The following is a 15,176-nucleotide window of genomic DNA, read 5'->3' on the forward strand; positions in this document are numbered from 1 at the left end:
GATAACCGCTGGCGCGAGCGCCCCGGCACCGCTACAATTCGCACTCGCCGAATCACGAAAGCCGGACCGGTCCCAGACCGTACGTCCGCGCTTTTTTGCAACCGGATTTCCGTGAAGCGCAGGCGTGACTTCGGCACCCCCTCGGTAGCCAAAGTGAGAATTCCGTGACCCAAGCCGCAATCCTCGTCCTCGAAGACGGCACCGTATTCGAGGGCGAATCCGTAGGCGCGCCCGGCCTGTCCGTCGGTGAAGTGGTGTTCAACACCGCCATGACCGGCTACCAGGAAGTGTTGACCGACCCGTCCTACGCCCGGCAGATGGTCACGCTGACCTATCCGCACATTGGCAACACCGGCATGACCGACCAGGACGATGAAGCGTCCAAGGTGTGGTCGGCCGGCCTGATCGTGCGCGACGTGCCGCGCCGCCCGAGCAGCTGGCGCAGCCAGGTGTCGCTGCAGGACTGGCTGATCCAGCGGGGCGTGGTCGCCATCGCTGGCATCGACACCCGCAAGCTGACCCGCATCCTGCGCGAGAAGGGCGCCCAGAATGGCGCGCTGATGGCCGGCGACGGCATCGATGTGGAAAAGGCGCTGGAAGCGGCCCGCAAGTTCCCGGGCCTGAAGGGCATGGATCTGGCCAAGGTCGTGACTACCGACAAGACCTACGTCTGGACCGAGGGCCAGCTGGACCTGGACGCCAACGCCTTCGTCAGCGTGCCGGCCAAGTACAAGGTCGTGGCGTACGACTTCGGCGTGAAGACCAACATCCTGCGCATGCTGGCCGAGCGCGGCTGCGAGGTCACCGTGGTGCCGGCGCAGACCCCGGCCGCTGAAGTGCTGGCGCTGAAGCCGGACGGCGTGTTCCTGTCCAACGGCCCGGGTGACCCGGAACCGTGCGACTACGCGATCGCCGCGATCAAGACCTTCATCGACGTGAAGATCCCGACCTTCGGCATCTGCCTGGGCCATCAGCTGCTGGGCCTGGCCTCGGGCGCGAAGACGATCAAGATGGGCCATGGCCACCACGGCGCGAACCATCCGGTGCAGGACCTGGACAGCGGCCGGGTGATGATCACCTCGCAGAACCACGGCTTCGCGGTGGATGAAGCGACCCTGCCGGCCACCCTGCGGGTGACCCACCGTTCGCTGTTCGACGGCACCAACCAGGGCATCGCCCGCACCGACGTGCCGGCGTTCTCGTTCCAGGGCCACCCGGAAGCCTCGCCGGGCCCGCATGACGTCGGTCCGCTGTTCGATCGTTTCGTGACCCTGATGGCCGAGGCCAAGGCTTGATGCGCAGCGCCGCTCTGCTGCTGTCGCTGTGCTGCGCCGCGGGTGCTGCACAGGCTGCGCCGGCGTCCGACGTCGACGTGGCTGCGGTAGTGAAGACGCTGGGCATGGGCTCGCTTGGCGCCACCATGGCCAGCCTGGTGATCGACAGCACGCCGGCGTTGAAGGCGTTGCCGGATGCCGAGCAGGCATGCGTGCAGGCACCCGTGCGCGATCTGCTGGATGCGCAGTTCCGCCGTTCGATCATCCAGGGTCTGGGCAGCGATGGCGATGTAGTGATCGCCGAATGGTCGCGCTTCCTTGCCACGCCCGCGGGCCGGGCCCTTTCGACCACGTTCGCCAATTCCACCCCGGACAACACCGAGGCCAAGGCTGGCGCCGGTCTGGCGGGTGCCGACCGCGCACAGCTTGCCGCCTTCATGGCCAGCCCGACGTACCGTCGCATGGTGGCGTCGTTCGAAAGTGGGCCGGCGATTCCAGAGGATCTGGACGCGCAGTTGGCCAAGCCGTTGCAGGACCAGTGCGGGATTGCGCTGAAACCCGAAGAGATTTCCTGATCGACAGCGTGCGATCACTCCCCCTTGTCACGCTGTACTGACCTAGAGAAGAAAATGCCCAAGCGCACTGACCTCAAGACCATCCTCATCATCGGTGCCGGCCCGATCGTCATCGGCCAGGCCTGTGAGTTCGATTACTCCGGCGCCCAGGCCTGCAAGGCCCTGCGTGACGAGGGCTATCGCGTGGTGCTGGTCAACAGCAATCCGGCCACGATCATGACCGACCCGGAGATGGCCGACGCCGTCTACATCGAGCCGATCAACTGGCAGACCGTCGAGAAGATCATCGCCAAGGAAAAGCCCGACGCGCTGCTGCCGACCATGGGTGGCCAGACCGCGCTGAACTGCGCGCTGGACCTGGCCGACCACGGCGTGCTGGAGAAGTACAACGTCGAGCTGATCGGCGCCAAGCGCGATGCGATCCGCATGGCCGAAGACCGCGAACTGTTCCGCGTGGCGATGAGCGAGATCGGCCTGGAGTGCCCGACCGCTGCCGTTGCCCACACCCTGGACGAAGCGCTGGAGATCCAGACCCGCGTCGGCTATCCGACCATCATCCGCCCCAGCTTCACCCTGGGCGGCAGTGGCGGCGGCATCGCCTACAACCGCGAAGAGCTGATCGAGATCGTCAACCGCGGCCTGGAACTGTCGCCGACCACCGAAGTGCTGGTTGAAGAGTCGGTGCTGGGCTGGAAGGAATTCGAGATGGAAGTGGTCCGCGATACCGCGGACAACTGCATCATCGTCTGCTCGATCGAGAACCTGGACCCGATGGGTGTGCACACCGGTGACTCGATCACCGTGGCCCCGGCGCAGACCCTGACCGACAAGGAATACCAGCGCCTGCGCGATGCCTCCATCGCCGTGCTGCGCAAGATCGGCGTGGATACCGGTGGTTCGAACGTGCAGTTCGGCATCAACCCGGACACCGGCCGCGTGGTGGTGATCGAGATGAACCCGCGCGTGTCGCGTTCCTCGGCGCTGGCGTCCAAGGCCACCGGCTTCCCGATCGCCAAGGTCGCCGCCAAGCTGGCCGTGGGCTACACCCTGGACGAACTGAAGAACGAGATCACCGGCGGCCTGACCCCGGCCTCGTTCGAGCCGTCCATCGACTACGTCGTCACCAAGATTCCGCGCTTTGCTTTCGAGAAGTTCCCGGCCGCCGATGCACGCCTGACCACCCAGATGAAGTCGGTGGGCGAGGTGATGGCGATGGGCCGCACCTTCCAGGAATCGATGCAGAAGGCCCTGCGTGGCCTGGAAACCGGCAAGGTCGGCTTCGACCCGACCGGCCTGGACCTGGCCAGCGAAGACGACCTGCAGACCCTGCGCCGCGAGCTGAAGGCGCCGGGTCCGGAGCGCCTGTTCTTCGTCGCCGACGCGTTCCGCGCCGGCATGAGCGTGGAGGACATCTTCAAGCTGTCCTACATCGATCCGTGGTTCCTGGACCAGATCGAAGAAATCATCGCCGCCGAGACCCAGGTCGCGGCCGATGGCATCGACGCCCTGGATGCGGCGCGCCTGCGCAAGCTCAAGCGCGCCGGCTTCTCCGACGCCCGCCTGGCCCAGCTGACCGGCACCAACGAAGCCGCGGTGCGTGCGCTGCGTCGCGCGCACAAGGTGCGCCCGGTGTACAAGCGCGTGGACTCCTGTGCCGCCGAGTTCTCCACCAGCACTGCCTACCTGTACTCGACCTACGAGGACGAGTGTGAAGCCGCGCCGAGCAACCGCGACAAGATCATGATCCTCGGCGGTGGCCCCAACCGCATCGGCCAGGGCATCGAGTTCGATTACTGCTGCGTGCACGCGGCACTGGCGCTGCGCGAGGATGGCTATGAAACCATCATGGTCAACTGCAACCCGGAAACCGTGTCGACCGACTACGACACCTCCGACCGCCTGTACTTCGAACCGCTGACCCTGGAAGACGTGCTGGAAATCGTCGAGCTGGAGCAGCCCAAGGGCGTGATCGTGCAGTACGGCGGCCAGACCCCGCTGAAGCTGGCACGCGCGCTGGAAGCCAACGGCGTGCCGGTGATCGGCACCAGCCCGGACTCGATCGACCTGGCCGAAGACCGCGAGCGCTTCCAGCAGCTGGTGGACAACCTGGGCCTGAAGCAGCCGCCGAACCGCATTGCCCGCAACGACCAGGAAGCCCTGCTGCTGGCGCGTGAGATCGGCTACCCGCTGGTGGTGCGCCCGAGCTACGTGCTGGGTGGCCGCGCGATGGAAATCGTCTATGGCGAATCCGACCTGGCCCGCTATGTGCGTGACGCGGTGAAGGTGTCCAACGATTCGCCGGTGCTGCTGGACCGCTTCCTCGACAACGCCGTCGAGTGCGACGTGGACATCATCGCCGACGCCCAGGGCAACGTCCTGATCGGTGGCGTGATGGAGCACATCGAAGAGGCTGGCGTGCACTCGGGCGATTCCTCCTGCTCGCTGCCGCCTTACTCGCTGTCGGCTGAAACCCAGGCCGAGCTGCGTCGCCAGGTGGTCGAGCTGGCCAAGGCCCTGAACGTGGTGGGCCTGATGAACACCCAGTTCGCGATCCAGACCGATGAGGAAGGCAACGACACCATCTTCCTGCTGGAAGTGAACCCGCGTGCCTCGCGCACCGTGCCGTTCGTGTCCAAGGCCACCGGCATGCCGCTGGCCAAGATCGCGGCCCGCTGCATGGCCGGCAAGACCCTGGAAGAGCAGGGCGCCACCAAGGAAATCGTGCCGGACTACTACTCGGTGAAGGAAGCGATCTTCCCGTTCGCCAAGTTCCAGGGCGTCGACCCGATCCTCGGGCCGGAGATGCGCTCCACCGGTGAGGTGATGGGCGTGGGCCGCAGCTTCAACGCCGCCTTCGCGCGCGCGCAGGAAGCCGGTGGCATCAAGGCGCCGCCAGTGGGCAAGGCATTCGTGTCGGTGCGCGACCCGGACAAGAAGCGCGTGCTGCCGGTGGCCAAGGCCCTGCTGGCGCGTGGCTACAGCCTGGTTGCCACCCGTGGCACCGCAGCGTGGCTGCAGCAGCACGGCATGGACTGCGAGATCATCAACAAGGTGGTCGAGGGTCGCCCGCACATCGTCGATTCGATCAAGAACGGCGAGATCGTCTATATCGTCAACACGACCGAAGGCCGTGCCGCGATCAACGACTCGTTCTCGATCCGTCGCGAGGCACTGCAGCACCGTGTCACCTATTCGACCACCATTGCCGGTGCCAAGGCGCTGGTGGATTCACTGGAATTCCGCGGTACCGGCCCGGTCTGGTCGCTGCAGGAACTGCACAAGGAGTTGAACGCATGAGAGCACCCATTACGATGAAGGGCGCGCAGCGTCTGCGCGACGAACTGGATCACCTGAAGTCGGTCAAGCGTCCGAAGGTGATCGCCGCGATCGCCGAAGCGCGCGAGCACGGCGACCTGAAGGAGAACGCCGAGTACCACGCCGCGCGCGAGGAACAGGGCTTCATCGAAGGCCGCATCAAGCAGCTGGAAGGCGAGCTGTCGCACGCCGAGATCATCGACGTGAGCAAGCTCAATGCAGGCTCCAAGGTGGTGTTCGGCGCCAGCGTGACCCTGGCCGACGTGGAAACCGACGAAGAGAAGAAGTACCAGATCGTTGGCGACCTGGAAGCGGACATCAAGCAGGGCCTGATCGCCATTTCCTCGCCGGTCGCCCGCGCGATGATCGGCAAGCTGGAAGGTGACTCGATCGTGATCGATGCGCCGGCCGGCCAGCGCGAGTACGAGATCGTCAGCGTCAGCTACCAGGACTGATCCGTGGCGACGGCGACCCTGCTGTTGCCGGCACGCAGCCGCTTTGCGGTGGCTGCACTGCCGGATGACGTGGCGCGCGCCCTGGGCCGCGCCACCACTTCGCAGGGCGATGCCGGCGAACGCGCGCAGCTGCTGCGCCACTTCACGGTGGCCGCGCCGCACTGGCCGGTCGCTGCGTTGACCCGCCAGCGTGACGTCGGCGATGCCGCCGGCGCCTGCTGGCTGCGTGCCGATCCGGCCTGCATGGTGCCGGACATGCATGGCGCGCGGATGATGGGCCACGGCGAAACGCTGCGGCCCGGCCTGGCCGATACGCTGGCGTTGCTGCCCGTGCTGCAGCCGCTGTTTGCGGATGCAGGTTTCGTGCTGGATGCGCCCGATCCGTCACGCTGGTACCTGCGCCTGCCCATCGGTACAGAACTGCCGGAGTTCGACAGCCCCGACGAGGTGCTGGGTGATGACCTGTTCGCGCACCTGCCGCCGGGCGAGGCGGGCCGTCGCTGGCGCGCACTGATGACCGAAGCGCAGGTGCTGCTGCACACCCACTCGTGGAACCAGCAGCGCGCCGCGCAGGGCCAGCAGCCGATCAATTCGCTGTGGTTCTGGGGTGGTGGCGTGATGCCCGTATCGGTGGCTACGCCGCACGCGCAGGTTCGCAGCCGCGATGCGCTGCTGCAGGGCCTGGCCCAGGCCGCAGGTGTCGCGGTGGATGGTGAGCAGTCGGTCGATGCACTGGTCGACCTGCGCCAGCTGCGCTCGCTGCAGCAGCTGGGCAACGACGCGATCCAGCCGCTGCTTGCCGCGCTCAAGCGTGGCGAGCTGCAGCGGCTGGTGCTGGATTTCGAGGACGGCCTGCAGTTCCAGCTGGATCGCGGCCAGCGCTGGCAGTTCTGGAAGAAGCCTCGGCAGCTGCACGACGCCTGAGGTGGTGGTGGCGCCGAGCCATGCCCGGCGGATGCTAGCGCGATTCCGTAACGTAGGTCGGCAGTAGCCAGTGGCGCTGACCGGCGCCCAGGCAGTGCCAGCCGACGAAGGTTGCCGCCAGCACCAGGCGGGTTCCATCCCAGGCCCAATGCCGGTCTGTCCCGCAGCGGTCGGTAGGGCTTGCAAGGCCTTCTTCAAGGAACACGGCATGCGGGTAGAGCGGAAACAGCGTGGATGCGGTGATCGGCACGGGCGTGAAGGGCGGTCGGTCGCGGATCACCCAGCTGCCGGCTGGCCGGATGTAGCGGCCGGTCGTGCAGTTCAACATCGCCAGCACATGCGTTGCATCGATCCTTTCGATGCGTACGTGGCCGGAAGAGGCCGCAGCGCAACCCGCGCCGGCCTCGGCGCGCGGCAGCAGCGCTTGCAGCAGATCGTCACGTTCGGCCAGCGCGGCATCCTCGTCGTGGGCTTCAACCAGCAGTGGTGGCGGCACCAGGCGAGGTGCCACCCGTGCGACCGGCACCTGCGATTCCGGCCGCAAACCCTTGCCCACCAACGCCCCGGGGGTGTGCAAGCGGCCCTGTACCTCGTCCATCTTCAGCAGCAGTGCGGCATTACCGCTCTCTGCCAATGGCCATGCCTGGCCGGCCGTGTCGGTCATCCTGACCGGCCGTCCGCGCCCCAGTGCATCCAGCAGCGCCTGCGCATGTGGTGGTGCCAGAACCAGGCCGGCCTCAAGCGCATCCACCGGGCCGAGATCACCCAGGTCCGCGCCATCCACATGCAGCCGCAGCCGGCCCTCTGGATGCACCCGCGGGCTGCGGGGCGCGCCGTCACTGCCATCAGCCAGCGACAATCGCGCCGTCACGGGGGTGTCTGGTCCAGCGGCACGCTCGATGAGCACGCCCAGCATCAACGCGGCCGGTGGGCCGAACGCCACCATCCGGCAGGTGCCGGTGTTGTCGCATGCCAGGTGCCCGTTCTGTTCAAGGAACGTGACCTGCGCGGGCGTGCCGGCGAAGCTGACAGGCGCCAGCGTCAGTGACGCCAGCGCCAGCAGAGGAAATCGAAGCGTAGCCATGTTGCAGGTTTCCGGGTCAGCGGACCGTGCTGACAAGCGTCGGCAGCGTCCAGTGCCCACCGGCCACGCCGCGGCATTGTCCGGTAGTGAAGTCGCTGCTGTTGACGAAGCGTTGGCCATCCCACACCCAGTCGTGGCCAGAGAAGCAGTCGCCGATGCCGCGACCACGGAAGCGACCTGACAGGGTTGCCTCCTGGCGCTCGAAATCTTCAGCGTCGGAGGTCACGAAACGCGCCTGGTAAGGGGCCTTGTCCTGCACGATCCAGTAGCCGCTGCTGAAGTTGTAGGCCCCCATGAAGCACGTCGTGCTCACCAGCAAGTGCTGCCCGTCCAGCCGTTCGACCTCGATCTCATCGTTGCCGTCTTCGCTCAGGCGCGTGCATTCGTCGGGCTTCGGAAGGCTGGCGATCAGGGCCTTACGCAGGCCGGGAGCCGTCGCCAGTGCCGCGTCGCCATTTCGTGTCGCCAGCAGCTTTCCGCGCACGATCACCGGCACCGGCAGGGCGGGCAGTACGCCGCTCTCGGCCTTGTCGCCGCGCCGCACCAGTGCACCCGGTGTACCCAGCCGACCTTGTGCTTCGTCCATCTTCAACAGTACCGCGGCCGCACCACTGTCCGACAGCGGCCACGCCTTGCCTTTGCCATCAACGATCTCGATGCGTGCCTGACGGGGGAGGGCGGCCACCAGCGCGTCGGTCTGTGCTTGTTTCAGCAGGATCTTTTCCTCGGCGCCGGTGTCCTGCACAGGTCCCAGGTCCTTGCCGTTCAGGCGCAGGCGCAGCGCGCCCTGCGGCGCCGGGCTGTCGCCTTCGCCGTTGCGCAGCCGCGCCACCACGTGGGTGCCCGGTCCGGCGGCGCGTTCGAGCATCAAGCTGAGCAGGTTGCCCGGCTGTTCGGGACTGTAGCCGGCGGCACGGCAGGTACGGGTGTTGTCGCAGGCCAACGACCAGTCGTTGTGCTGGAACTGCACACCGGGCTGCGGTGTGGGAGCGGCCGCCTGGGCTGCTGCGCTGGCGAGCGAGGTTGCCAGCAAGGCCGGCAGGAGGGTGCGATGCATGCGCTGACATCCATTTCAAAGACCGCCAAGCATGGAAGATGTTGCCGTGAAAACCAATGGGCTGCGGTCGGGCGCTCGCCCCCGCGCTATCATTGCCCGGTCTTCCGCAACCCGGCGATGCCGATGTCCCTTGCCGCCGATGCTGCGCTGCCGCCCTCTGATACACCGCTGATCCGCCGCCGCGATGCGGTCGTGCCCGGCAGCTGGCCAGAGGGCACGCTGCCATTGCTGGCGCGACTCTATGCCAGCCGCGGCGCGGGAACGCCAGAGCTGGCGCTGCCGAAACTGGGCAGCCTCCACGCGCCCGAGCTGCTGACCGGCATCGATGATGCGGTGGGCCTGCTGATCGAAGCCATCGCCGCCGACAAGCGCATCCTGGTAGTCGGTGATTTCGACTGCGACGGCGCCACCGCCTGTGCGGTCGGTGTGCGCGGTCTGCGCATGCTCGGCGCGCAGCACGTGTTCCACGCAGTCCCCAACCGCATGGTGCACGGCTATGGTCTGTCGCCGTCACTGGTGGACGAGCTGGCTGCGCTGCAGCCGGATCTGCTGGTCACCGTCGATCACGGCATTGCCTGCCATGCCGGCGTGACCGCGGCCAAGGCGCGTGGCTGGCAGGTGCTGGTGACCGATCACCATCTGCCCGGCCCGCAGCTGCCACCGGCCGATGTCATCGTGGACCCGAACCTGGACGGCGACGCCTTCCCCAGCAAGGCGCTGGCCGGCGTCGGCGTGATCTTCTACGTGCTGATGGCGCTGCGCCGGCGGATGCGCGAAGCGGGGGTATTTGCCGATGGCAAAGGACCGGACCTGACCACGCTGCTGGACCTGGTGGCGGTGGGCACAGTGGCCGACCTGGTGGTGCTCGATGCCAACAACCGCGCTCTGGTCAGCGCGGGATTGCGCCGGCTGCGCAATGGCCAGGGCTGCGTCGGCCTGAAGGCGCTGATCGAAGCCAGTGGTCGCGACGCCGCACGCCTGACCGCCACCGACATCGGCTTCGGGCTCGGCCCGCGCTTGAACGCGGCCGGTCGGTTGGAAGACATGGCATTGGGTATCGCCCTGCTGCTCACCGAAGATCCGCGGCAGGCCCGCGACATCGCGCAGACGCTGGAACAGATCAACGCCGAGCGGCGTGCGGTCCAGCAGTCGATGACCGATGACGCCGAACACGCGCTGTCGCGGGTGGTGCTCGACACCGCAGGGCAGCGCCCGGTGGCGGCCTGTCTGTTCGATGCTGACTGGCACCCCGGCGTGGTTGGCCTGGTTGCGTCGAAGATGAAGGATCGCCTGCATCGGCCGGTGATCGCGTTCGCCCCGTCCGAGCCGGGCGCCGACACCCTGCGCGGCTCGGCGCGTTCGATCGCCGGCCTGCATATCCGTGATGCGCTGGCGCTGGTCGATGCGCGCCATCCCGGCTTGATCGAACGCTTCGGCGGTCACGCGATGGCTGCCGGGTTGAGCATGCGACTGGATCATCTGGCCGCCTTCGAAGCCACCTTCGTTGCCACCGTGCTGGAAATGCTCGACCCGGCTGCACTGCAGCAGCAGGTGCTCAGCGACGGCGAACTGGCCGCGGACGAACTCGATCATCGCCATGCCGATGCGCTGCGCCTGGCCGGGCCATGGGGGCAGGGCTTTCCCGAGCCGCTGTTCGACGGCCATTTCGAAGTGGCCAACTGGCGCGTGCTGAAGGAGCGGCATCTGAAGCTGGAACTGCGCCTGCCCGGCGTGCCGGGCACAATCAATGCGATCCACTTCGGTGGCTGGCACGGTAATGCGCCAGGCAAGCATGTTCATCTGGCCTATCGCCTGGCCTGCGATGACTACCGTGGTGGCGCGGCGATCCAGCTGATCGTCGAGCACCGCCTGCCGGCCTGAGCGATCGCCTCGCGCAGTCGCAGGCGCGAGGCAGTCATCGCTCCCAGCGCTGGATCCTGCTGACGATGGGCATCTCCCATGCACCGCCGGGGATCAGCGGCCGGCACAGGCCGGAGGTAGCGTCATTTCCTCGCCGTACTGGCCCAGAATCAGTTCCGCCTCGACGCGTTAGCCGGGCCCGGCCGCGCGGGTCAGCAGCACGGACAGTGGCGCTGTGTCCCCTTCATCCTGCTGTAGCCGGCTGCGCGGCAGGTGCGGGTGCTGTCAGAGGCCAGTGTCCAGTCGTGATGGGTGAACGGAAAGGCCGCCGCGGTGGCGGCACCGGCTGGCATTGACGCGGCCAGCAGGGTCAGCAGATACGACGGGCGCCTACAGGTCCTTCGAGAGCGGAGGCACAGGGTGCCCTGCTGCCGCGCGCCTGAACAGCCCGGCGCAAAACCGGCCAATCTGTGACAGGATTTGCACTATATTCAATTTTCTTAATGAATTCATCTCCTTATCCATGGGCAGGTGCGTCAAAAAGCTGGCGCATGTCACACGGCAATGGCAAAGTCGGCCCACGACCAACATGGGACGACGGAACGCCCGATGTACGCCGAATCACTGCTCCCTGGCGCCGCCCTGCAGCGCCTGCACCAGGACCGACGCCTGATCCGCGTCGAAACCGCTTTGGATCCGGACACGTTCCTGGTCAAGCGCTTCGATGGCAACGAGGCGGTGTCGAACCCGTTCACCTACCGCATCGACCTGCTCTCGATCCAGCCACGGCTGGAACTGAAGCAACTGGTCGGCCAGCCGCTGCGCCTGCAGCTGGGCGATGAGTTCGGCAACCGCAGCGTGCACGGCTACGTGCGCGAGTTCGCCAGTACCGGGCAGCAGGCCCAGTTCAGCGCCTATCGCGCCGAGCTGGCGCCCTGGTTCGCCTTCCTCGACTACACCTGCAACTGCCGCATCTTCCAGGACCGGAGCGTGCTGCAGATCATCGAGGAGGTGTTCGGCAGCTACGCGCAGCTGGCGAAGTTCCGCTACGACCTCAACGCCGGCAAGCTGCCGCCGTTGCCGTACTGCGTGCAGTACAACGAATCGGATTTCGCCTTCGTCAGCCGTCTGCTGGAGGACGCCGGGCTGTACTACAGCTTCGTGCACGATGACGAAGGCCACACGATGGTGATCAGCGATGATTCGACGCTGAGTACCGTGCACGGTGAACCACGGCCGATCGCCTTCGTGTCCGACCAGGGCACGCTGGCCAGCACCGGGTTGCACCGCTGGGGCGCACGCCGCCGGGTCGGGCCCAGCGTGCAGACCCTGCGCAGCTTCGACTTCAAGCAGCCCAGCCAGGCGTTGGATGGCAACCAAGGCAACCAGGTGCCGCTGGGCCTGCTGCCGCCGCTGGAGCAGTACCGTTACGATGGCGCGGCCCGCTTCACCAACAGTCGCATCGGCCAGGCCTTGGCGGCGGTGCGCAATGAAGAGGTGGCCTGGCCGACCAAGTTGTTTGAATGCGCCGGCAATGCCGGTGAGCTCGACGCGGGCTCCTGCTTCGAACTGGAGCGGCACCCGGATTTCATCGGCCGTGATGATACTGATCGCAGCTTCTTCGTGGTCAGCGTGCAGCGCGAAGGGCACAACAATTTCGCTGCCGATTTCGGCAGCGCTGAAGCCCCCAGCGTGGAGGTGCAGGCCGAAGTGCTGCGCCGACGCATTCCGTACCGCCCACTGCGACGCACGCCGTGGCCGCGCATGCCGGGCCCGCAGACCGCCACCGTGGTCGGTCCGCCGGGGGAAGAGCTGCATGCCGACCGCTACGGCCGGGTGAAAGTGCAGTTCCATTGGGACCGCCAGCTCGATCGCCGCGAGAATGCCTCGTGCTGGATCCGCAGCGCGAGTCCGTGGGCAGGCGCCGACATGGGCGGCGTGTCGCCGCCGCGCGTCGGCCAGGAAGTGATCGTCGATTTCCTCGATGGTGACCCGGACCGCCCGATCATCACCGGCCGCGTCTACAACGAAGACAACATGCCGCCGTTCGGCATGGAGGTCAGCGGCCTGAAGTCGAAGACGGTCAAGGGCGCTGGCTGGAACGAGATCACCATGCACGACGGCGCTGGCGGCGAGCTGCTGAACATGCGCGCGCAGCGTGACATGGTCACCACCGTGCTCAACGACCAGAACGCCAGCGTCAAGAACAACAAGTCCACATCGGTGTCGGTCAACCATCGAATGGACGTCGGCGCCAACCAGGACATCAGCGTCGGCGGCAACCGTGGCATCACGGTCACCGGCACCGACACGCTCGGCGTCACCGGCACCCGCACCACCAATGTGACCGGCGCGGTGACCGAGAAGTACGAAGCAGGGGAGACCAAGACGATCTCCGCGGCCGGCTATACCGAAACCATCACCGGCGACTTCAAGACCACCCTGACCGGCAACTTCACCAGTCAGCGCACCGGCACGTGGACCGAGACCATCACCTCCACCTCCAGCCGCACCGTGGGTGGCCTGGTCACCGAAACGCTGCAGGCCGCGCGCGAAGTGACCATCACCGGCCAGGACAAGCGCAAGGTGCAGGGCAAGGTGGACGACAGCAATGTCGGCGAGCGGGTGATCGATGTCACTGGCAATTTCAGCCAGGACGTGACCGGTACACACAGCCAGGGCTCGGACGGCGCGATGAGCCTGGAGTCGGCGGTCAAGCTGTCCACCAAGGTCGGTGGCTCGGTCATCGAGATCACCGACAGCGCCATCAAGATCACCGCCGGTGGTTCGGAGGTGGTGATCGATGCCGGTGGTGTCTCGGTCAATGGCAGCGAGATCAAGCTCAACTGCTGAGCCGCACGGGAGAAACACGATGCAGGATACCCCCATGCTGCGCGGCCTGAATGCATTGCGCGATGCCTGGCTGGAAGCCACCGCCGACAGCAGCCGGCGCCTGCTGGTCTGGCGCTTGCCGGCTGCGGCCAGCCGGCTGCTGGCCGCATTCTTCGAGATGCAGCGCCACGATGCCGGCCGCGATACGCCGGACTACTTCCTGCGTATCGACAGCGCCTATGAACTAGGCTTCCGCTACAGCCGCCAGGTAAAGCAGGACCTGCTGGACCGCTACCTCGCCAGCCAGGATGAACTGCGCGCGCAGCAGGTGCCGCTCGGCTGGCGCGGCCCGCATGAAGGGCACCCGGACAGCGCCCAAGGCGTGGTCGAGGTGCTGGAGAGCTTCATCGATCACCACGGCGAGCACCTGCGCCTGCTGGCGGCGGTGCTGGAGCCCGAGCGCTGCGTGCCCGGCGAAGGTTTCGAGCGCTGGATGGATACCGCGCTGGCCGCCGGCCCCGGCCCACGCCTGCGCCTGGTGCTGGTCGACACCGAGGAAGATCCGCGCTGGCAGCCGTTGCTGGAGCGTCATGGCGAGGCCGCACGGATCGTCACCGCGCCGATCGACATGTTCGGCATTGCCCGCGATACCGCCGCGCAGTCTGGCGGCCGTGGCCCGGAAGTGCTGTACCGGCAGCTGCTGGCCGACCTGATGCTGCTGCTCGAACGCGGCAGCCCCTCCCAGGTTGTTGCCCGTGCCGAACGTGCACAGGGACTGGCGATGCGGCACGGCTGGCAGGACCAGCAGTCGGTGGTGCAGATGATGGTGGCCGGTGCATGGTTGAAGCACGGCGATCACGGCCAGGCGATCAACAGCTACCGGCAGGCCCGCAGTGCGGCCGAGGGCGCACGGCTGGGCGGAAACCCGGCCGCGCCGGAACTGGTGATGCAGAGCTGGTTCGGCGAGGCCGGCTGCTGGTTGGCGGCCAAACAGCCCCAGCGCGCCGCGCAGACCTACCTTCAGGCCTCGGCGTCGGCAGCCAGCATTCCGCACCCGATGTTCGCGCTGGAGGGCCAGCGCATGGCCGGCTGGTGCCAGCTGCAGGCGGGCCAGCGCGAGGCCGCGCGCACGCAGCTGCTGGAAGCGATCCGCATCGCCAAGCCGCTGGCGCCGGCTGACCGCAAGGCCACGACGCTGCCCCAGGCATTGTGGGATCTGCTGCAGCTTCAGGACGCACGACGCTGCGAACAACTGCAGCAGGTCGCCACCGACTACCTGCAGGCCAGCACCGGCCTGCTGGAGAAAGCCGACGCGCAGGGGCGCGCCCTCGGCCCGCGTCCCCCGCGTCCGGCGCTGGATGCCATCGACGCCGAGCTCGATTCCACGCTGGAGCGTGGTTTCCACCGCGCCCAGCAGGAGCGCGAGCGCCTGATCCAGGGCGGCGACGAATTCTTCCGCAAGATCGTGGCCGTCGGCCGCGACTTTCTCGACCCGGGCTGGAACGGCCTGCCGGCCATCGAACACCCGCTCGATCATGAGATACCGGTGTGGAGCGAGCCACCGGCGATGCAGCCGTTGCCCGACCCCAGTGGCCTGCTGCAGCCGCCCGTGGTGGCGCCAGCCGGGCCCGCCGTTACAGGAGTGGCTGTTGCATGAAGTCGAAGAAGACCGTGTTGATGCTGGTGGCCATCGTGCTGGGCATCATCGTCGTGACCTGGATCAGCGCCGAATACCGTGACGAAGTAAAGGCGTTCCTGCGCGCGTTGTTCCGCGCTTTGTGAAGCAACAGGGAGTGTTGC

The 15,176-nt window shown here is 66.9% G+C and carries 11 protein-coding genes; 9 read left to right on the plus strand and 2 right to left on the minus strand.

The features are described from left to right. Window positions 1-164: 164 nt before the first annotated feature. Genes carA through LMF57_RS09270 form a run of 5 tightly spaced genes read left to right on the plus strand, consistent with a single transcriptional unit; the run spans window position 165 to window position 6,543 of the window. Complete coding sequence (carA, locus tag LMF57_RS09250) at window positions 165-1,295, plus strand: glutamine-hydrolyzing carbamoyl-phosphate synthase small subunit (protein ID WP_117310304.1); 1,131 nt, start codon at window positions 165-167, stop codon at window positions 1,293-1,295. Continuing rightward, window positions 1,295-1,849, plus strand: a complete 555-nt coding sequence (locus LMF57_RS09255) for a hypothetical protein (protein WP_229291270.1) — start codon at window positions 1,295-1,297, stop codon at window positions 1,847-1,849. Before carA ends, LMF57_RS09255 begins: the two co-directional genes overlap by 1 nt. A gap of 54 nt (window positions 1,850-1,903) precedes the next feature. After that, entirely contained in the window at window positions 1,904-5,146 is a 3,243-nt protein-coding gene (carB, locus tag LMF57_RS09260; protein WP_059064103.1) for a carbamoyl-phosphate synthase large subunit, read from the plus strand. After that, window positions 5,143-5,619, plus strand: coding sequence for a transcription elongation factor GreA (gene greA, locus LMF57_RS09265; RefSeq protein WP_049464691.1), 477 nt, complete (start codon window positions 5,143-5,145; stop codon window positions 5,617-5,619). The genes carB and greA overlap by 4 nt, the downstream gene beginning before the upstream one ends. 3 nt (window positions 5,620-5,622) lie before the next feature. Continuing rightward, the gene (locus LMF57_RS09270) at window positions 5,623-6,543 is read left to right on the plus strand and encodes a phosphoglycerate mutase (protein ID WP_229291271.1); all 921 of its coding nucleotides are present in this window, start codon (window positions 5,623-5,625) and stop codon (window positions 6,541-6,543) included. A gap of 34 nt (window positions 6,544-6,577) precedes the next feature. Here LMF57_RS09270 and LMF57_RS09275 read toward each other — a convergent pair whose 3' ends face one another. Further along, a complete protein-coding gene (locus tag LMF57_RS09275; RefSeq protein ID WP_229291272.1) occupies window positions 6,578-7,627 on the minus strand; it encodes a DUF1176 domain-containing protein in 1,050 nt (349 codons plus the stop codon). Between the two features lie 16 nt (window positions 7,628-7,643). After that, the gene (locus LMF57_RS09280; protein ID WP_229291273.1) at window positions 7,644-8,684 is read right to left on the minus strand and encodes a DUF1176 domain-containing protein; all 1,041 of its coding nucleotides are present in this window, start codon (window positions 8,682-8,684) and stop codon (window positions 7,644-7,646) included. 123 nt (window positions 8,685-8,807) lie between these two features. Here LMF57_RS09280 and recJ point away from each other — a divergent pair, with 123 nt between their 5' ends. From recJ to LMF57_RS20160, 4 genes are all read left to right on the plus strand, one after another. Then, window positions 8,808-10,565 (plus strand): single-stranded-DNA-specific exonuclease RecJ, encoded by a 1,758-nt coding sequence (recJ, locus tag LMF57_RS09285; RefSeq protein WP_229291274.1) that lies wholly within the window; start codon window positions 8,808-8,810, stop codon window positions 10,563-10,565. A gap of 588 nt (window positions 10,566-11,153) precedes the next feature. Then, window positions 11,154-13,397: a type VI secretion system tip protein TssI/VgrG gene (gene tssI, locus LMF57_RS09290; protein WP_229291275.1), complete on the plus strand. Its 2,244-nt coding sequence runs from the start codon at window positions 11,154-11,156 to the stop codon at window positions 13,395-13,397. A gap of 19 nt (window positions 13,398-13,416) precedes the next feature. Next, complete coding sequence (locus LMF57_RS09295) at window positions 13,417-15,033, plus strand: hypothetical protein (RefSeq protein WP_229291276.1); 1,617 nt, start codon at window positions 13,417-13,419, stop codon at window positions 15,031-15,033. Next, the gene (locus LMF57_RS20160; protein WP_267491786.1) at window positions 15,030-15,158 is read left to right on the plus strand and encodes a hypothetical protein; all 129 of its coding nucleotides are present in this window, start codon (window positions 15,030-15,032) and stop codon (window positions 15,156-15,158) included. Before LMF57_RS09295 ends, LMF57_RS20160 begins: the two co-directional genes overlap by 4 nt. Window positions 15,159-15,176: the final 18 nt, after the last annotated feature.

Source organism: Stenotrophomonas sp. SI-NJAU-1 (assembly GCF_020883215.1).
GTDB classification, from domain to species: domain Bacteria; phylum Pseudomonadota; class Gammaproteobacteria; order Xanthomonadales; family Xanthomonadaceae; genus Stenotrophomonas; species Stenotrophomonas indicatrix.

Excerpts from the sequence above, each read along its gene's own strand:
- LMF57_RS09255 (WP_229291270.1), top strand. The coding sequence starts at position 1,295 with ATGCGCAGCGCCGCTCTGCTGCTGTCGCTGTGCTGCGCCGCGGGTGCT.
- carB (WP_059064103.1), top strand. The coding sequence starts at position 1,904 with ATGCCCAAGCGCACTGACCTCAAGACCATCCTCATCATCGGTGCCGGC.
- greA (WP_049464691.1), top strand. The coding sequence starts at position 5,143 with ATGAGAGCACCCATTACGATGAAGGGCGCGCAGCGTCTGCGCGACGAA.
- LMF57_RS09275 (WP_229291272.1), bottom strand. The coding sequence starts at position 7,627 with ATGGCTACGCTTCGATTTCCTCTGCTGGCGCTGGCGTCACTGACGCTG.
- LMF57_RS09280 (WP_229291273.1), bottom strand. The coding sequence starts at position 8,684 with ATGCATCGCACCCTCCTGCCGGCCTTGCTGGCAACCTCGCTCGCCAGC.
- recJ (WP_229291274.1), top strand. The coding sequence starts at position 8,808 with ATGTCCCTTGCCGCCGATGCTGCGCTGCCGCCCTCTGATACACCGCTG.
- tssI (WP_229291275.1), top strand. The coding sequence starts at position 11,154 with ATGTACGCCGAATCACTGCTCCCTGGCGCCGCCCTGCAGCGCCTGCAC.
- LMF57_RS09295 (WP_229291276.1), top strand. The coding sequence starts at position 13,417 with ATGCAGGATACCCCCATGCTGCGCGGCCTGAATGCATTGCGCGATGCC.
- LMF57_RS20160 (WP_267491786.1), top strand. The coding sequence starts at position 15,030 with ATGAAGTCGAAGAAGACCGTGTTGATGCTGGTGGCCATCGTGCTGGGC.